Genomic DNA, 17,505 nt, shown 5'->3' with positions numbered 1-17,505 from the left:
ACGAAGCGAACATGAAGAATTTGTGGAATGACGAAGCAGCCGAAAAACTCGTCGCCGACTACGCGAAAAAGGGTGTCGGCCGCGACCTGGCGCTGCGCGTCTACACGACCCGGCTGCTCGGCGGCGAACCACGGCTGGTCCTGCATGGCGGCGGCAACACCTCGTGCAAGACGACGGCAACCGACCTCGTCGGCGACCAGTGGGACGTGCTGTGCGTCAAGGGCAGCGGCTGGGACATGGGCGTCATCGAGCCGCAGGGCCTGCCGGCGGTCAAGCTCAAGCCGCTGCTCAAGGCGCGCGCGCTGAACAGGCTGGCCGACGAGGACATGGTTGCCCTGCAACGCGTCAACCTCATCGATCCGTCCTCGCCCAACCCGTCGGTCGAGACGCTGCTGCATGCCTTCCTGCCGCACAAATTCGTCGACCACACGCACTCGACCGCCATCCTCGCCATCGTCGACCAGGAGGACTCCAAGCCGCTGGTGAAGACGGTTTTCGGCAGCAAGATGGGTTACGTGCCTTATATCATGCCCGGCTTCGACCTCGCCAAGGCGGCGGCCGACATCTTCGATGCCGACCCTGATGTCGAAGGGTTGATCCTCGACAAGCACGGCATCTTCACCTTCGGCGACGACGCCAAACAGGCCTACGACCGGATGATCCACTATGTGAATGTCGCCGAGGACTTCATTGCCGCAAGCGGCAAGCCGAAGGCGGCAAAGGCAGTCTTGCCGGCAAAGCTCGCGACACCGGCGTCCATCGCGCCGATGCTGCGTGGTGCGGTGGCGGTAGCGCGCGGCGAAGGCCGCTTCGACCGCATGATCTCTGACTTCCGCACTTCGTCGGCAATCGTCGATTTCATCAATTCATCCGAGATTGCCGATTATGCCGGACGCGGGGTGTCGACACCCGATCTGTCGATCCGCATCAAGACCGGCCCAATGGCGCTGCCGGCGCCCGATGCCGACAAGGCCGGCGACTACAAGGCGGTGATCAAGAGCCATGTCGACGCGTTCGCCAACGATTATCGCGCCTATTTCGAAACCAATGATGCGCTCGACGACGTCAAGCGCACCATGCTCGACCAGATGCCGCGGCTGACGCTGGTGCCGGGTCTCGGCATGTTCGGCCACGGCCGCACGCTGAAGGACGCGAAGATCGCCTCGGATGTCGGCGAGATGTGGATCGAGGCGGTGCGCGGCGCCGAGGCGGTCGGCCGTTTCCACCCGCTCTCCAAGGCCGATCTGTTCCCGCTGGAATACTGGTCGCTGGAACAGGCCAAGCTCGCCTCCAACAAGCCGAAGCCACTGACTGGCCAGGTGGTGCTGATCACCGGCGGCGCCGGCGCGATCGGCGCAGCGACAGCCAAATTGTTCGCCGACAATGGCGCCCATGCCGTCGTCGTCGATCTCGACGCCGAAAAGGCAGCCGAGACGGCGAAGAAGGCCGGCAACAATTCGATCGGTGTCGCCGCCGACATCACCGACCCGGCACAGGTGCGCGCCGCCTTCGACAGGGCGGTCGCCGTGTTCGGCGGTGTCGACATCCTGGTTTCCAATGCCGGCGCGGCCTGGGAAGGCCGCATCGGTGAGCTCGACGACGCACTCCTGCGCAAGAGTTTCGAGCTCAATTTCTTCGCCCACCAATCGGTGGCGCAGAATGCCGTGCGCATCATGCTCGAGCAGGGCACAGGCGGCGTGCTTTTGTTCAACACCTCCAAGCAGGCGGTCAATCCGGGTCCGAAGTTCGGCGCCTATGGCGTGCCGAAAGCAGCGACGCTGTTCCTGTCCCGGCAATACGCGCTCGACTATGGCGCGCATGGCATCCGCTCCAACGCCGTCAACGCCGACCGCATCCGCTCGGGGCTTCTGACCGATGCCATGATCGCCAGCCGTTCGGGCGCGCGCGGCGTGTCGGAGAAGGACTACATGTCCGGCAACCTGCTCGGCCAGGAAGTGACGGCGCAAGACGTGGCGCAGGCCTTCCTGCATCACGCGCTGGCCGACCGCACCACCGCCGATGTGACGACGGTCGATGGCGGCAATATCGCGGCAGCGCTGCGCTGATGTAGAGATCCGTTAGACGAAAAGGTGCGGTGCAACTCCGAAACTTGAGCTTATTGCCCGGAAACGCGCTGGAGAAAGGGCGGTTGGGAACTTTCGACCCGACCGGCCATTGAGATCGAGCAAGGTCAAGCAGCCAAATTTTTGCCTTCTCGAGGAGTTCCCTCATGCCAGCCGAAAACTGGTCCCTGCCCGAACGCTTTATTTTTTCGGGTCACCCGATCGCATGGGGAACGATCGGCGACGGCCCGCCGGCGGTCTTGCTTCATGGCACCCCGTTCTCGTCGGTGGAATGGCGGCGGATTGCAGCTTGGCTCGGGCAACGGCGCCGGATCTACTATTTCGACATGCTCGGCTACGGGCAATCCGCCAAGCCCGACGCGGACGTGTCGCGCGGCATTCAAAACCAGCTGTTCGCGGCGCTCTACGCTCACTGGGAGCTGGAGCTGCCCGACATTGTGGCGCATGACTTCGGCGGCTCCGTCGCGTTGCGTGGCCACCTTCTCAACAGGCTCGATTATCGCTCACTGGTGCTGATCGATCCGGTCGCGATCAGCCCTCAGGGATCGCCCTTGGTTCAAGCGGCAAAAGAAAACGAGAAAGCGTTTGCCAGTCTGCCGGCCTATATCCATGAAGCCATGCTTCGCGCCTATATCGGCGGCGCTGTCGCGAACGCATTGCGCGCGGACGAAATGCAGCTCTATCTGCAGCCATGGCTTGGAGACGAAGGACAGAAGGCTTTTTGGCGTCAGATCGCACAGATGGACGACAAGTACAGTCGAGAGGTCGAGTGGCGATATGGCGAGATACGTTGCCCTGTGACGATCCTGTGGGGTGAAGACGACGAGTGGATTCCGCTCGACGACGGGCGAGAACTCGCGCGCCGCATCCCCGGTGCGCCGTTCATCACGGTTCCAAATGCCAAACATCTCGTTCAGGAAGACGCGCCAGAGGCAATAATCTCGACTGTGCTCGACTTCTGGAACGACCAGCATTCTTCAGCCGCCGCGAAACGCGTGCTACAGCAACTCTAGGATGTGTTTCCAGGCCCTGGTTCCCAGCCTCGAATCAGCCTCGTCACTGCCGCCATGCTCATGCGACACCGAGCGCGGCGTGATCTCCCCCGGTAAGAGAATTCGGTGCCCCGCATCCGGCGATGAAACGAGGTGGGTGATCTTGCCGGCTTTGCCGCGCCGCCGGACAATCTCTTCCGCAAACCATAGGGAGGGCCACAGCGCATCGTCGCCACCCGCGACAAGCACAATCTCGGCCGATATCTTTTCCACCGGGATGGTCGCGGCATTCGCTTCCCGCTTGAAGGTTTTCAAGCTGCCTTCGAATAACCCGCTGTAAGACACCAGACCATCCACCTGCTTGGGTGCCCAATCCGGATCTGTCGGCACGAATGGAAGGGGGATACCGTCGAGCGACCATGAGGACCGCTCAGGCCAGCTGACGCCATCCCGGCCCGCACCGATATTTCCCCAAACCACCGATGACGGGCTGATAGCGACCACAGCGTTGATGCGCTGGTCATGGACGGCCGCAAGGAGTGATGCCTCGGCACCCTTGGATGTGCCGACATAGACGATGCGGCGGCATCCCGTTCCAATGAGATAGTCGGTTGCCGCAAAGAAGGTTTCGAGGGGAATTTCGCATATTCCGGGAGGCTGGCCCTCACCGCCAAACCATTGCAGGGCAAGGGCCGACGAACCCTGGTTTGCAAAGAGCCGTGCACGCCCGACATCGATGCGGCCACTCGATCCACCCAGCACCACCACGCCGGTGGTAGCGTGCGGGCATCGAAACAATGTTCCAGCGACGGCGCCGGACAGGTTTTTCTCGATTGCCGCCTGTGCTTCCATTTACGCACCGAACCTTCCAGAACCAGTGACTGGCTCTGCGAATATTCGGCAAAAGGCCGCCTGCAGCAAGCGACTGCAGGCGGCCTTCGACAGCGAAAGTTACTTGGCGTTCGGGTTTGGCATCCAGGCCGGCATCGCGACATCGGCGTGGGCGAACTGCGGCAGCTTGGCCGACAGGTCCTCCATGTTCTTGATGTCCTTGTCGATGAGGTCCTTCTGGGTGATCAGCGTCGGCGGCACGACGACGTTGTGGCCGGGGTCTTCGCCGGCCAGCAGCTGCGCCAGCGCACGCACCGAGACCTGGCCAACGACAGCCGGATTGGTCGCGGCGGTCGCAGCCCAGGCGCTGTCGGGCTCACGCATCGCAGCGATGTCGGACGTCGAGATGTCGGCCGAATAAATCTTGATGCCCTTGTTCAAGCCTGCTTCGTCGACAGCGATTTTCACGCCCTTGGCGAATTCGTCATAGGGAGCGAACATCACCTTGATGTCGGGATGCGCCGTCAGCACCGAACGCGCCTGGTTGGCGACGGAGTTGGCAATCGGATTGTCGAGCGTGCCGAACATCGCGACTTCCTTGATGCCGGCATACTTCTTCTTGACGTCGACCCAGGTCTCGTTGCGGCGGTCGAGCGGCGCGATGCCGGCGACATAGACATAGCCGGCATTCCAGCTTTCGCCATTGTCCTTGACCGCCTGCTCGAGCGCGAGGCGCGCCAGGTCGCGGTCGGACTGTTCGATCTGCGGGATCTTGGGATTTTCGACATTGACGTCGAACGCCACCACCTTGATGCCGGCGTCGACCGCACGCTGGGCGGCGTCCTTCATCGATTCCGTCAGGCCGTGCTGGATGATGATGCCCTGCACGCCGAGCGCGATGGCCTGATCGACCATGTCGGACTGAAGGGCGGCATCCTGGCGGCTGTCGAGGACGCGCAGGTCGATGCCGAGCGCCTTCGACTGTGCCTCGACGCCCGAGAGATAGGCCTGGAAGAAGTCACCGGTCGAGAGATAACGCACCAGCGCGATCTTGACGCCGGGCTTGTCGAAAGGCGCCGGCTTGTCCGCGGCAAAAGCCGGGACCTGCATCAGCATGGTTGCGCCGGCCAATCCGAGCGCCACCTTCCCCAGAAGTCTTCTTGTAATGCTCACTTTGTTTTCCTCCACTCTTGTTGAACTCGAAAATCCTGTTCCGGTCGAAAGCTACCTCCTGCCCCTGCCCGAAAGCGCAAAGGTGAAGACAAGGGCGACGACCAGAACCACGCCCTTGACGAAATCCTGCGTGTAGTAAGGCGCGTTCATCATCGTCAGGCCTTGCAGCAAGATGCCGACGAACAGCGCACCGATGGCAGTGCCGAAGGCGTTCGGCTTGGCGGCACCTAGCACCGCGTAGCCGATCAGTGCCGCGGCGACCGCATCGAGTAGCAGATTATTACCCGAGGCGATGTCGCCGCGTCCAAGCCGGGCAGCGAGCAAAATACCGCCGATCGAGGCAAAAACTCCTGAAATAACGTAGGCCCAGATCTTGTATGCCTTGACAGGCGCACCGGCGAGTTCGGCGGCGCGCTCATTGCTGCCTACGGCATACATCATGCGCCCGAAGCGGGTGTATTCGAGAAAGAACCAGATCAGCACGGCGAGCACGAGCAGCACGACTACCGACACCGGAATGAGGTTCGGGATGAAGAAGTCGAAGCGGTGGCGGCCGAGCGCCAGGAAGGCGTCGGAGAATTTGCCGTTGGCGACCGAACCGTCCGGCATGGTCATGCCGGTGGCGATCGAGCGGCCTTCTGTCGGAATGCGCTGCAGGCCGACCAGCAGGAACATCATGCCGAGCGTCGCCAGCAGATCGGGCACGCGCATGTAGACGATCAGCCAGCCATTGATCAGGCCGACAACGGCGCCGATCAGCAGGCAGGCGACGACCGCGACAAGGGCGTTCTGCTCCAGCACCACCATCACATAGGCGGCCGCCATCATGGCTGACGTGGCGACCGATCCGATCGACAGATCAAAGCCGCCGACGACCAGCGTGGCGGTGACGCCGAGCGCCAGCACGCCGGTGATGGCGACTGACTGGAAGATGAAAACGGCACTTTGCGGCGAAACGAAACCGTCGGCGGCGATCGAGAAATAGGCGACGAGCCCGAACAAGAGCACGATGAACCCGTAGCGGATGGCGTGGTCGCGCAATGTCATCCGGCGCTCCCGCGCGCTGCTGCCGTCTTTACCCAACCCGAACCCATGCTCTCTCCATTCCAATTCCTATCGCCCACGCTCAGGCCGCACTGTGCAGCGGCCCGCCGGCGACCTCGGCCAACAGACGGTCGAGATCGACATCGGCATTGCGGTGCTCGCCGACGATGGTCTGTTCCGACATGACCAGGATGCGATCGGCGGTCTCCAGCGCCTCATCGAGCTCGGTGACGAACAGCAGCGTGGCGCGGCCGTTTGCACTGGCCCTGAGCTTGGCGGCAATGTCGCGCCGGGCCGAGATATCGACGCCCTGAAACGGCTCATCCAGAATGAACAGTCTTGCCTCCTGCGCCATCCAGCGGGCGACCATCACCTTCTGCTGGTTGCCGCCGGACAGCTCCGACATCTCGTCCTTCTCGGAACGGCAGACGATGCTCAGTTCCTCGATCTGCCGGCGTGCCGTGGCGCGTTCGAGGCGGCGCCTCAGGATGCTGAAGCGCGACATGCGCTTGTGAAACGGCAGGCTGATATTTTCCTGGATGTTGAAGCTTTGGACGATGCCGTTCTCGCCGCGGTCCTTGGCGACGAGGAACACGCCGGCGGCGATCGCCTCGCCGGCTGTTTCAGGCGCATAAGGCCTGCCGTTCAGCGTCATTGTACCGGCGAGCGGCTGGCGCACGCCAAACAGCGTCTCGGCAAGCGCCGTCTTGCCGACGCCGACGAGGCCGGTAATGGCAACGACCTCGCCGTCGCCGAGCGTCAGCGAAATCGGCCGAGCGCCGTGTGCAATGCGCAGACCTTCTATCTTGAGGACGGCCTTGGCCGAATTCCTGACGACGATCTGGTCGAGATGGATCTTGCGGCCGAGCATGGCATTGACCGCGCCCTCATAGTCGAGCGGTTTCTTGTCGAAAATGCCCGAGATGATCCCGTCTCGCATCGAGATGATGCGATCAGCCAACCGCCTGATGTCCGACATGCGATGCGAGATGTAGAGGATCGCCACGCCCTGCTCGCGCAGCCTGTCGATCAGCGCAAACAGCCGATCAGCCTCGGCGCTGGAGAGCGATGAGGTCGGCTCATCGAGGATCAGCACTTTCGGCTGGTGCGCCAGGGCGCGGGCAATCGCCACCATCTGACGATCGGCCAGCGAAAGATCGCTCACCCGCGCCTTCAAATCGATGGTCAGCCCCATGCGCTCGGCAACCGCCTTGGCCTCCCGCCGCACGCGCATTGGATTGAACAGGGTCGGCGCACCGCTGCCGCTCAGTCGGTCGAGGGTCAGGTTGGTGGCGACGTCGAGATCGGCGACGACACCGTCGTTGATATTCTGGTGCACGGTGACGACGCCGGCGCGGATCGCTTCGGCAGGGGTTTTCGGTGCGAAATCCTGGTCGGCGAGCGCCATCGTGCCGCCGCCGCGTTCGTAGACACCGGAGATGATCTTGACGAGGGTGGATTTGCCGGCGCCGTTGGCGCCCATCAGCACGGTGACTTCGCCGGCATGCAATTCGACCGAGACGCCGCCTAGCACCTCGTTATGGCCAAAGGATTTCCTCAGTCCCTCTACGCGGAACACGGCATTACCGACCATGCGTTCCTCCCTGACATGACGCTATGGGCTGCATCGGCAATTGTCAACACGATTGACAATTGCCAGATCGCTTCCTAGCTTGGCCCAGCCGCCATGCGTCCGTTATGTTCGGAGCGCATAAGCGGGAGGATGACGATGACTGAAAAATTGCGGTTCGAAGCACTGTCGGTCGAAACCCTGGCTGCACGCCTTGGCGGCAACGAGGCGCTGTGCGCGAAGATCGGCAAGGACACTGGCGCCTGGAAGGTCCGCGAGGTCGGCGACGGTAATCTCAACCTGGTGTTCATCGCCGAGGGCGCCAATGGTGCAGCCGTCGTCAAGCAGGCCCTGCCCTATGTTCGCCTGGTCGGCGACAGCTGGCCGCTGCCGTTGAAGCGCTCCTTCTTCGAATATCACGCGCTGACCAGGCAAGAGGCGCGCGCGCCAGGCTCGGTGCCGACGATCCATTATTTCGATGAAGGCCAGGCGCTGATCATCATGGAATATCTTGCGCCGCCGCACATCATCCTGCGCCGCGCCCTGATCGACGGCCGCCAGCTGCCGAACATTGCCCGGGACATCGGCCTGTTCATGGCCCGCACGCTGTTTCGCGGCTCCGACCTGCACATGGCCGCCAAGGACCGCAAGGCCGATCTGGCGCTGTTCGCCGACAATGTCGAGCTCTGCGACATCACCGAAAGCCTGGTGTTTTCCGACCCCTATTTCGACGCCAAGATGAACCGGCACACCTCGCCGCAGCTCGACAGCCTGGTCGCCGAACTGCGCGCCGACCGTGACCTGAAGGTCGAGGCGCAGCGGCTGAAGCACATCTTCGCCGCCAATGCCGAAACGCTGCTGCATGGCGATCTGCATTCCGGCTCGATCATGGTCACCGACACCGAAACCCGGATGATCGATCCGGAGTTTGCCTTCTACGGCCCGATGGCCTTCGATGTCGGCATGCTGCTCGCCAATTTCTGGATGTCCTTCTTCTCGCAGCGCGGCCACGAGCAGGAGGGAAAGCGCGACGCCATGCGCGCCTATCTGCTCGGGGTGACGACCGAGACCTGGGCGGTGTTCCGCGCCGAGTTCTCGCATCTATGGCGGACCGAACGCACCGGCATGCTCTACCAGAGGAGCCTGTTCGAGGATCAGGGCGACAGGCTCGGTGCCGAGCAGGCGCTCGACCATGTTCTGCACCAGATGTGGACCGATTTGCTCGGCTTTGCCGGCATCGAGGTGCACAGGCGCATCCTCGGCCTCGCCCACAATGCCGATTTCGAGACCATTGCCGATGAGGATTTGCGCGCCAGTTGTGAGGCAAAGGCGCTGAAATTCGGCCGTCACCTCGCCGTCAACCGGCGCCAGATCCACAGCATCGACGAGGTCAACCAACTGGCCGCGCTGATCGAACAGGAGAGCAGCCTTTGAACGTCGGCGACCGCCACTATCGCACCATCTGGCTGAGCGACGACGGCCGTTCGGTCGAGATCATCGACCAGCGCTGGCTGCCGCATGATTTCCGCATCGAAACGATCGGCACGGTCGACGGCATCGCCACCGCCATCCGCGATATGTGGGTACGCGGCGCGCCGCTGATCGGCGTCACCGCTGCCTACGGCGTCGCCATGCAGATGGCCGACGATCCGTCGGATGAAGCGCTCGACGCCGTGTGGGAGACCCTGCACGAGACGCGGCCCACGGCGATCAATCTGCGCTGGGCGCTGGACGAGATGCGGCGCTTCCTGCGGCCTTTGCCTCCCGAACAACGCGCGGCAGCCGCCTATCGGCGGGCCAGTGAGATCGCCGACGAGGATGTCGGCCTCAACCGCGCCATCGGCGAGAACGGTCTCGCCATCATCAAGGCGATCGCTGCGCGCAAGCAGAAGGGCGAGCCGGTCAACATCCTGACCCACTGCAATGCCGGCTGGCTGGCGACAGTCGATTACGGCACGGCGACCGCGCCGATCTATCTGGCCACGGAGGCCGGCATTCCGGTCCACGTCTATGTCGACGAGACACGGCCGCGCAACCAGGGCGCCCAGCTGACCGCCTGGGAGATGGCCGGCCACGGCGTGCCGCACACGCTGATCGTCGACAATGCCGGCGGCCATCTGATGCAGCGCGGCGAGATCGACATGGTCATCGTCGGCACCGACCGCACCACGGCCGACGGCGATGTCTGCAACAAGATCGGCACCTATCTGAAGGCACTCGCCGCCGCCGACAATGATGTGCCGTTCTATGTCGCGCTGCCGTCGCCGACCATCGACTGGACGGTGCATGACGGACTGGCCGAGATCCCGATCGAGCAGCGCTCGGCCGACGAGGTCTCGCTGGTCTGGGGCAAGACCGCTGCCGGCGAGATTGCCCAGGTGCGCATTTCGCCGGAGACGACGCCTGCGGCCAACCCGGCCTTCGACGTGACGCCGGCGCGGCTGGTCACCGGCCTGATCACCGAGCGCGGCGTTGCCAAGGCATCGCGCGAGGGATTGAAGGCGATGTTCCCCGAGCGGGCGTAGCCACGTCCCTAGTACAGAGGCTCGGCCATATGCTTCGGCGTCGGCCATGTCTCGGTAATGCCCGGCTGCACCGGCCGCTCCAGATAGGTCGATAAAACCACATAGCTGCGCGTCGAGGTGACGCCCGGCGTTTCGTACAGGCGCGCCAGAAGGCCTTCGAGTGCTCTGGTGTCTTCCGTGCGGACCTTCAGCAGCATGCAGGTATCGCCGGCGACGGTATGGATCTCCTCGACCTCGGGATATTGCGAGACCGCCATCAGTTCCGGCGTCTTTCCCCAGCCCCTGGTGTCGATATGGACAAAGGCAAGCAAAGGCTTTTTCACCGCCCGGGGATCGATGATGGCGACCGTGTTGCGGATGGCGCCGCTGCGACGGAGCCGTTTGACCCGCTCATGCGCTGCGGGTGGCGACAAGCCGACGCGATCGCCGAGTTCGGCGTAGCTGATCGTGGCGTCATCGACCAGGACGCCTAATATTCTTCGGTCAATCGCGTCGAGGTCGCGGGCCGTAGCCTTGTTCTGCGGAATACCATCTGTTTCTTCATCCATGGCGAAATTCCTGGTTCTCCACTGAATAGAATACGGCCATTATGCTGATATGTCGAACATTGATCAAGTTGCGCCATTGACTGCCCGAGCCCCGATCCCGGCGCTTGCCTATCTCTTGACGGGCTGCATCGCCGTCATCGGTTCGAACTCGCTAGTGCTGGGTCCGATCGCACCGGCTGTCGCCTCGTCGTTCAGAACCAGCGTGCCTGCCGTGATGATTGCGGCGGCCGCGTTCGGCCTCGGCACCTCGGCCAGCGCCCTGTTCCTGGCCCGCTACATCGACCGGCTCGGCGCACGCCGGATGCTGCAGGGCGCACTGTTGCTGCTGGCACTAGCGCTGGTGGCGAGTGCCGCCGCACCCACGGTGATCATGCTGGTCTCCGCACAGCTGCTGGCCGGCATCGCTGCCGGCATCGCCATGCCCGCGATCTATGCCAGCGCGGCGGCCATCGCCCCACCGGGCAGGGAGAGCGGCACGATCGGCGTCGTGCTGACCGGATGGACGCTCAGCATGGTCGCCGGCGTCTCGCTGTCGGCCGTGCTTGCCGATCTTGTGCATTGGCGCGCCGTTTTCGCAGCGGTCGCGGTGCTTGCGACCCTTGCATGGATGGGGCTGACAGTGACGTCGCTTAGCGACATCAGGAAGGCCGGACCGGCGCCCGCCCCGCTGGAAGCGCTCGGCATTCCCGGAATCCTGCCGCTGCTGGTCGCGTGCGCGGCCTTCATGACTTCGTTCTACGGCGTCTATGGCTATCTCGGCGACCATCTTCATGTCGGGCTTGGACAGCCGGTTAGCGCCAATGGGCTGGCGGCGCTTGCCTATGGTGTAGGCTTCGGCACCGCTGCTCTTCTTGACGGCGTCATCGACAGACTGGGTGCGCGGCGCGTCATGCCATTCGCCTATCTTCTGGTCGCCGTCGTCTACGTCGCCATGGCTGCGGCAAGCGGCAGTTTCGGGCTGACCTTGACCATGGTGGCAATCTGGGGACTGGCCAATCATTTCGGCCTGAATGTCCTGGTGATGCGCCTGTCTGCACTCGATCCGTCGCGGCGCGGCACGATCATGGGCCTGAACAGCGCGGTGACCTATCTGGCGGTTTTCGTCGGCACCACCAGCTTCGGGCCGCTTTATTCCAACTTCGGCTTTGCTGCCTGCGCGATGGTTGCAGCGCTGCTCATGCTGATCGCCGCATCGGCGGCGGCGTGGCGCACGCGGTAGTCGACGTGCTTGGCCCAACCTTCCCACGGTTGACAGCAGCGCCCTGCCCTTTCATACAAAGCCGTTAATGTTCTCAGGGCGGGGTGAAAGTCCCCACCGGCGGTAAGGGTTTTACCCAAGCCCGCGAGCGCCCTCCGATGGTCGGAGGGGTCAGCAGATCCGGTGTGATTCCGGAGCCGACGGTTACAGTCCGGATGGAAGAGAACGAAACGCAAAACGGACCGCCCCGGCGGGCCGGATTGCGTATCGTGCGTCCTGATTCTGGTTCGAAACGGAAGGATGGACCCATGAATCAGCATTCCCACAAAGACTATGAAACGACCCGCATCGCCGTTATCAGGGCGCGCTGGCATGCCGATATCGTCGACCAGTGCGTACAGGCCTTCGAGGCGGAACTGGCTAACGTCGGAGGCGAGCGCTTCACCGTCGATGTCTTCGACGTGCCGGGCGCCTATGAGATTCCGCTGCATGCCAAGACCCTGGCCGGAACCGGCCGCTATGCCGCGATCCTCGGTACCGCCTTCGTCGTCAATGGCGGCATCTACCGGCATGAGTTCGTCGCCAGCGCGGTGATCGACGGCATGATGAACGTGCAGCTGTCGACCGGTGTACCGGTGCTGTCGGCGGTTCTCACGCCGCTCAACTACCATGACAGCGCCGAGCACCACCGCTTCTTCTTCGAGCACTTCACGGTCAAGGGCAAGGAAGCGGCGAACGCCTGCGTGCAACTCCTGGCGGCGCGGGAGTTGATCGCGGCTTAAGTCACCAAAACGGCCGGATTTCAACCCTGCAACAAGAATTGCGATCGAGAAGAGCTCTGAAGGTTGCGGTTCCGTTGAAATCCCGCCAGAAGCATCAAGGGCCGACCGGCAACCGGCCGGCCCGCGACGTTGCGCTTGAAACCAGATACGGGAGACTATTGGGTGGCTCGCATAACACTGAGACAATTGCTCGACCACGCTGCCGAATACGGCTACGGCGTGCCCGCTTTCAACATGAACAACATGGAACAGGGCCTTGCCATCATGGAGGCCGCCGAGGAGACCAAGTCACCGGTCATCCTGCAGGCAAGCCGCGGCGCCCGCGCCTATGCCAATGACGTGGTGCTGGCCAAGCTGATCGACGCGCTGGTCGAAATCCACCCCGACATTCCGGTCTGCATGCATCTCGACCATGGCAATAACGAAGCCACCTGCGTCACCGCTATCCAGTACGGCTTCACCTCGGTCATGATGGACGGGTCGCTGAAGGAAGACGGCAAGACGCCGGCCGACTACGCCTACAATTCCGGCATCACCAAGCGCGTCGTCGACATGGCGCATTGGGGCGGCGTGTCCGTGGAAGGCGAGATCGGCGTGCTCGGCTCGCTGGAGAGCGGCGGCGGCGAGCAGGAAGACGGCCACGGCGTCGAAGGCGCGATCAGCCACGACCAGCTTTTGACCGATCCCGAACAAGCAGTCGAGTTCGTCAAGGACACCCATGTCGATGCGCTGGCGGTTGCCATGGGCACCAGCCATGGTGCCTACAAATTCTCGCGCAAGCCCGACGGCGCGGTGCTGGCCATGAACGTCATCGAGGAGATCCATCGCCGCCTGCCCAATATGCACCTGGTCATGCACGGCTCGTCCTCTGTGCCCGAGGACTTGCAGGAGATCATCAACAAGTATGGCGGCCAGATGAAGCCGACCTGGGGCGTGCCGGTCGAGGAAATCCAGCGCGGCATCAAGCACGGCGTGCGCAAGATCAACATCGACACCGACAACCGCATGGCGCTGACCGGCGCGATCCGCAAGGTGCTGACCGAGAACCCGAGCGAGTTCGATCCGCGCAAATATTTGACACCGGCCATGGCCGCCATGCGCAAGCTCTGCAAGGAGCGCTTCGAACAGTTCGGCACCGCCGGCAACGCGCAGAAGATCAAGCCGCTGCCGGTCGCCGAAATGGCCAAGCGCTATAAATCGGGCAGCCTCGACCCGAAGTTCGGCTGAGCTCCAGCGATTTATCCCAGAGCTGCCAGAAGCATCCTGGCAGCTCTGGCGACGGCTGTTTTACTCCGGAGTCTCGGCCTCGGCACGAACCAGCTTGATATCTGCGCCAGCCGCCCATGCGCCGATATCTTCCCGACGCAATGCCGCCGCCATCATGTCTGGAAACAGATCCGGCGTGCAGGCAAAGACCGGAATGCCGAGGGCGGCCACCGAGCCTGCCATCTTCGGGTCATAACCCGGCCTGCCCTGGTCGGTCAGCGCCAGGAGCACCACGACTTTGACGCCGGAGCGAACGAGTGCAGCAAGCCGCTGCAGCAATTCCTGACCGTTGCCACCCTCATAAAGGTCGGTGATCAGCACCATATGCGACTTTGTCGGCCGTTCGATGCGGTCCGCGCAATAGGCCACGGCTTGGTTGATGTCGGTGCCGCCGCCCAGCTGCACGCCGAACAGGACTTCGACAGGATCGCTAAGCTCCTCGGTCAGATCGACGATTGCCGTGTCGAAGCAGACAAGCTTGGTCCGCACCACCGGCAGGGAGGCCATCACCGCCGCGAATATCGAGGCGTAGATTACCGAGCTTGCCATAGAGCCCGACTGGTCGACGCACAGCACCACCTCATCCAGGTCGACCAGCCTTCGCTGTTTGCGCATGAAGCCGACCAGCTTCTCCGGCACGATGGTCTTGTGCTCGGGCTGGTAATGGCGAAGGTTGGCTGAGATCGTACGCGGCCAGTCGATGTCGCGCTGGCGTGGGCGGTTGGTGCGCTGCGATCGGTCGACCGCGCCGCGTATCGCCTCGGCTGTCTTCTGTTCCAGCCGCTGCATCAGCTTGGCAACGATATCGGCGATGATCGTGCGCGCAATGTCCTTGGTCTTGGCCGGCATGACCGAGCGGAGCGAAATCAGGTCGGCGACGAGATTGACGTCGGCCTCGATCGCTTTGAGGAATTCCGGCTCCATCAGCATCTGCTTCAGGTTGAGCCGTTCGAAGGCATCCTTCTGGACGATCTGGACGACCTGTGCGGGAAAGAACGACCTGATATCGCCCATCCACTGTGCCACCCTTGGCGCCGAGCGGCCGAGGCCGCCGCGCCGCTTGCGCGGATCGGCAGCCGCATCGCCGGCACCATCGCCGTAAAGCGCATCGAGCGCCGCGGAAAGCCGCTTGTCGGTGTCGGACAGCGCTGACGAGGTTTCCTCATCGGCACCGATCGCCATGCGCCAGCGGCGCTCCCGTCCGTCGCCGGCTTGGATTGGCTCGCTGATTTCGGCCTCGTCATCCATTGCCGGCCTCGCTCATCAGCAGGGGTCCAAGCCGTTCCAGGTGCCGGCGCCACGCTTCGCCGCCATCCGGAGTCGGCGTCAGTCCGGCAGGCAGCCGTGCGGTGCGGCCGAGCACCGCTTCGATCAACCGTCGCCGCTCCATCGAGTCCAGATGCGAAAAGACCCGGCGCAGCAACGGCAGATGAGCAATGAAGGCCTCTTCGTCGAGGGATGCGAGCCAGGCATCCACCGCACCGCGCAGGCCCTCGTCGTAGATCAGCCGTTGGCCGGCAGTGCTGAAGAAACCCTCGAAGAACCCTGCAGCCTCGGTGACCGGCGTTCCTGGAGACAGACGTCGTGCGATCAGACCGGTTGCCGCGTCGGCTGACAAATGGCCGGCTTCGTAGAGCAGATGCGCGGCACAGCCTGCCACCAGCGCCGTCGAGCGCGATCCATCGAGCACCGCAGCCAGTCCATTGCGCCAGATGTCCAGCACGTCCTGTTCAGGCTCGACCAGACTGATCGCTTCGTCGGCCTTGCGCATGGCGCCGACCAGCGTCGTGGATGCCTGGGCATCGAGGTCGCGGGCGGCATAGGCAAGTGCGATCCCGCCTTCGACGATCAGCCGCTCCAGGAGGCCGGACATACGGGCGGTTTCCGTCTTGCGAGCCTCGCCGTAGCGGATGATGTCGGCGAGCGGCGGCACCGATGTCAGGATTTCCAGGCATTCGCTGCTGCGCGCCGCCCGTTCCTCCAATGCCGCGAGACCGGCCGCCGACGCTTCCGACAGGTTTGCCGTGATGGCGCCCTGGACCAGTGCGGCCATCGCATCAAGAGACGTCGCCGCGCCGATCATCTGGATCAGCCGGCCATTGGCCGCCTTTTCGATGGTTGGTCCGTAGACCAGGTTCTCGACCAGTCGAACGGCATATTCAGGTTCCCACGACAGCATCCAGCGCTCGCGAAAGGTGCCGCGGCTGCGGCCGCTGTCGGTCAGCTTGCCCCAATGCACGCCAAGCACGGACAGCCGGTGCAGCAAGGTCGATCGAAACAGCCCGCTTTCGCTGCGCAGGTCGACCGACAATTCACGCTCCAGCGCTTCGGGCTTCAGCCGCGCCGCCTTCTGGCTGCGCTGCAGGTCCTCGATCAGCGGCGCCAGCGGCGTGTCCGGCGGAATTTCACCGACATCGGCGCCCAGCAGCAATTCGGCTTCGACCAGCGCCCACAGCAGCGCTTCCCCGTTGAACAGGGCGGCGATCGCGGCGTCACGCAATTCCTCGAAACCGGGCTTTGGCCGTTCACGGATCACAGCCAGCGTGCGGGCCAGCCGTTCGGCTTCGATCAGCGAGGCGGTCGAGACCATGTGCCCCTTGGCCCTCAGGACCGCCGCGATCTTCGCCAGCCACAGGACCGAGGAGTCCCCTTGCCCGCGCGTCTGCCACAGATGCTTGCACCAGCCGGGCGCGACAACGCCGGCGCCATAACCGAAGCCCAGCGCCAGGCGCGGCCCCGTCCACGGCGCCCAGGTCATCATGCTTTTGCGGCGGGCGAGCCCCTTGAGTAGCGCCTGGTCCTCCTTCAGCGGTCGCGTCGCCTGCAGTGCCGGCACATGGAAGGCACCGCAAACGATAGCGATCGGCCCATCGAATTCCTTTCGCGCGGCGGCGATTTCAAGTCGCATATGCGCTTCGCGCTTTGCCTCGAATTCGGCAAGCGGACCTTCGCCTTCGCGCAACGTCGTCATCGCGTCGGCTATTGCCGCGAAGATTGGGCCGGGCTCAGGGTTCTGCTCGATGATATCAGCCCACCAGCTTTCGCCATCTTCATAGCCGGCAGCTTGTGCCAGCGTTCCGATCGGGTCCCGCAGATGCGGCGCCAAGTCAGCCTCAACGCTGGCTTCCGTTCCATCGCTATCGGTTTCCCCCACGGCCTCAATCGGCGCAGTGCGGGCTGAAGACGGCAAATCGATGAAGCGCACTGCCGCATTGTTGGTGACGGCCCAGAGCGTCGCCTGGTACTCCGGCGAGAATTCGGCGAAGGGCCAGAAGCTTGTCGAGGCCGGATCGTCTTCGGGATAGCAGAGCAGCGCCACCGGCGGCTGCATTTCGGGGTGGGCCAGCAACGGCAGCAGCGGGCTGGCGTCGGCCGGTCCTTCGATCAGCACGGCGACCGGTTTCAACTCCTGCAACGCCTGCACCAGGCTGCCGGCGGAGCCTGGCCCGTGATGGCGTATGCCGAAATAGGAAACGTCGCTAAGCGCCATGG

General features: G+C 63.5%; 14 protein-coding genes and 1 riboswitch. Of the genes, 7 read left to right on the top strand and 7 right to left on the bottom strand.

All coding sequences use genetic code 11. From position 1 onward, the window contains the following. Positions 1-11: 11 nt before the first annotated feature. Together NKI66_RS05955 and NKI66_RS05950 are read left to right on the top strand one after the other, a co-directional pair. On the top strand, positions 12-2,066 hold the full coding sequence (locus NKI66_RS05955; protein WP_352751215.1) for a bifunctional aldolase/short-chain dehydrogenase: 2,055 nt from the start codon (positions 12-14) through the stop codon (positions 2,064-2,066). Positions 2,067-2,230: 164 nt separating this feature from the next. Then, on the top strand, positions 2,231-3,097 hold the full coding sequence (locus tag NKI66_RS05950; RefSeq protein ID WP_128302420.1) for an alpha/beta fold hydrolase: 867 nt from the start codon (positions 2,231-2,233) through the stop codon (positions 3,095-3,097). Here the strand turns inward: NKI66_RS05950 and NKI66_RS05945 are convergent. From NKI66_RS05945 to NKI66_RS05930, 4 genes are all read right to left on the bottom strand, one after another. Beyond that, entirely contained in the window at positions 3,083-3,928 is an 846-nt protein-coding gene (locus NKI66_RS05945) for an acyl-CoA thioester hydrolase/BAAT C-terminal domain-containing protein (protein ID WP_352751213.1), read from the bottom strand. The two genes, NKI66_RS05950 and NKI66_RS05945, sit on opposite strands and share 15 nt — an antisense overlap. 99 nt (positions 3,929-4,027) lie before the next feature. Beyond that, positions 4,028-5,080, bottom strand: a complete 1,053-nt coding sequence (locus NKI66_RS05940) for a substrate-binding domain-containing protein (protein ID WP_023808755.1) — start codon at positions 5,078-5,080, stop codon at positions 4,028-4,030. A 51-nt stretch (positions 5,081-5,131) separates the two neighbouring features. After that, on the bottom strand, positions 5,132-6,127 hold the full coding sequence (locus NKI66_RS05935; protein WP_352751211.1) for an ABC transporter permease: 996 nt from the start codon (positions 6,125-6,127) through the stop codon (positions 5,132-5,134). 79 nt (positions 6,128-6,206) lie between these two features. Further along, positions 6,207-7,718 carry a sugar ABC transporter ATP-binding protein gene (locus tag NKI66_RS05930; protein ID WP_352751209.1) on the bottom strand — a complete coding sequence of 504 codons (1,512 nt, stop codon included), beginning with the start codon at positions 7,716-7,718 and terminating at the stop codon, positions 6,207-6,209. Between the two features lie 135 nt (positions 7,719-7,853). Here NKI66_RS05930 and mtnK point away from each other — a divergent pair, with 135 nt between their 5' ends. Together mtnK and mtnA are read left to right on the top strand one after the other, a co-directional pair. Next, complete coding sequence (mtnK, locus tag NKI66_RS05925) at positions 7,854-9,128, top strand: S-methyl-5-thioribose kinase (protein ID WP_352751208.1); 1,275 nt, start codon at positions 7,854-7,856, stop codon at positions 9,126-9,128. Continuing rightward, the gene (gene mtnA, locus NKI66_RS05920) at positions 9,125-10,219 is read left to right on the top strand and encodes an S-methyl-5-thioribose-1-phosphate isomerase (RefSeq protein ID WP_352440044.1); all 1,095 of its coding nucleotides are present in this window, start codon (positions 9,125-9,127) and stop codon (positions 10,217-10,219) included. The genes mtnK and mtnA overlap by 4 nt, the downstream gene beginning before the upstream one ends. Before the next feature lie 8 nt (positions 10,220-10,227). Here mtnA and NKI66_RS05915 read toward each other — a convergent pair whose 3' ends face one another. Then, on the bottom strand, positions 10,228-10,767 hold the full coding sequence (locus tag NKI66_RS05915) for an Lrp/AsnC family transcriptional regulator (protein WP_023808760.1): 540 nt from the start codon (positions 10,765-10,767) through the stop codon (positions 10,228-10,230). 49 nt (positions 10,768-10,816) lie between these two features. Here NKI66_RS05915 and NKI66_RS05910 point away from each other — a divergent pair, with 49 nt between their 5' ends. The 3 genes from NKI66_RS05910 to fba all read left to right on the top strand — a co-directional run bounded on the left by NKI66_RS05910 (position 10,817) and on the right by fba (position 13,974). Further along, a complete protein-coding gene (locus NKI66_RS05910; RefSeq protein WP_352440046.1) occupies positions 10,817-11,986 on the top strand; it encodes an MFS transporter in 1,170 nt (389 codons plus the stop codon). 65 nt (positions 11,987-12,051) lie between these two features. Beyond that, positions 12,052-12,196: riboswitch (FMN riboswitch) on the top strand. Between the two features lie 77 nt (positions 12,197-12,273). Further along, positions 12,274-12,747, top strand: a complete 474-nt coding sequence (locus NKI66_RS05905; RefSeq protein ID WP_352609359.1) for a 6,7-dimethyl-8-ribityllumazine synthase — start codon at positions 12,274-12,276, stop codon at positions 12,745-12,747. A 162-nt stretch (positions 12,748-12,909) separates the two neighbouring features. Beyond that, positions 12,910-13,974, top strand: a complete 1,065-nt coding sequence (gene fba, locus NKI66_RS05900) for a class II fructose-bisphosphate aldolase (RefSeq protein WP_013532928.1) — start codon at positions 12,910-12,912, stop codon at positions 13,972-13,974. A 60-nt stretch (positions 13,975-14,034) separates the two neighbouring features. On the opposite strand, the gene NKI66_RS05895 is transcribed toward fba, so the two are convergent. Then, a complete protein-coding gene (locus tag NKI66_RS05895) occupies positions 14,035-15,261 on the bottom strand; it encodes a VWA domain-containing protein (RefSeq protein ID WP_352751207.1) in 1,227 nt (408 codons plus the stop codon). Beyond that, positions 15,254-17,503 carry a DUF5682 family protein gene (locus NKI66_RS05890; protein WP_352751205.1) on the bottom strand — a complete coding sequence of 750 codons (2,250 nt, stop codon included), beginning with the start codon at positions 17,501-17,503 and terminating at the stop codon, positions 15,254-15,256. Before NKI66_RS05890 ends, NKI66_RS05895 begins: the two co-directional genes overlap by 8 nt. Positions 17,504-17,505 lie beyond the last annotated feature (2 nt).

This window comes from Mesorhizobium sp. M0518 (genome assembly GCF_040321125.1).
Taxonomy (GTDB): Bacteria; Pseudomonadota; Alphaproteobacteria; order Rhizobiales; family Rhizobiaceae; genus Mesorhizobium.
Note: the sequence above shows the minus strand (reverse complement) of the source record. Positions and strands in the feature narration are given on the sequence as shown.

What these genes read in the sequence shown, in the direction of transcription:
- NKI66_RS05890 (WP_352751205.1), bottom strand. Translation starts at nt 17,503, where the DNA reads ATGGCGCTTAGCGACGTTTCCTATTTCGGCATACGCCATCACGGGCCA.
- NKI66_RS05915 (WP_023808760.1), bottom strand. Translation starts at nt 10,767, where the DNA reads ATGGATGAAGAAACAGATGGTATTCCGCAGAACAAGGCTACGGCCCGC.
- NKI66_RS05945 (WP_352751213.1), bottom strand. Translation starts at nt 3,928, where the DNA reads ATGGAAGCACAGGCGGCAATCGAGAAAAACCTGTCCGGCGCCGTCGCT.
- mtnK (WP_352751208.1), top strand. Translation starts at nt 7,854, where the DNA reads ATGACTGAAAAATTGCGGTTCGAAGCACTGTCGGTCGAAACCCTGGCT.
- NKI66_RS05905 (WP_352609359.1), top strand. Translation starts at nt 12,274, where the DNA reads ATGAATCAGCATTCCCACAAAGACTATGAAACGACCCGCATCGCCGTT.
- NKI66_RS05895 (WP_352751207.1), bottom strand. Translation starts at nt 15,261, where the DNA reads ATGGATGACGAGGCCGAAATCAGCGAGCCAATCCAAGCCGGCGACGGA.
- NKI66_RS05950 (WP_128302420.1), top strand. Translation starts at nt 2,231, where the DNA reads ATGCCAGCCGAAAACTGGTCCCTGCCCGAACGCTTTATTTTTTCGGGT.
- NKI66_RS05955 (WP_352751215.1), top strand. Translation starts at nt 12, where the DNA reads ATGAAGAATTTGTGGAATGACGAAGCAGCCGAAAAACTCGTCGCCGAC.
- NKI66_RS05935 (WP_352751211.1), bottom strand. Translation starts at nt 6,127, where the DNA reads ATGACATTGCGCGACCACGCCATCCGCTACGGGTTCATCGTGCTCTTG.
- NKI66_RS05910 (WP_352440046.1), top strand. Translation starts at nt 10,817, where the DNA reads ATGTCGAACATTGATCAAGTTGCGCCATTGACTGCCCGAGCCCCGATC.
- NKI66_RS05930 (WP_352751209.1), bottom strand. Translation starts at nt 7,718, where the DNA reads ATGGTCGGTAATGCCGTGTTCCGCGTAGAGGGACTGAGGAAATCCTTT.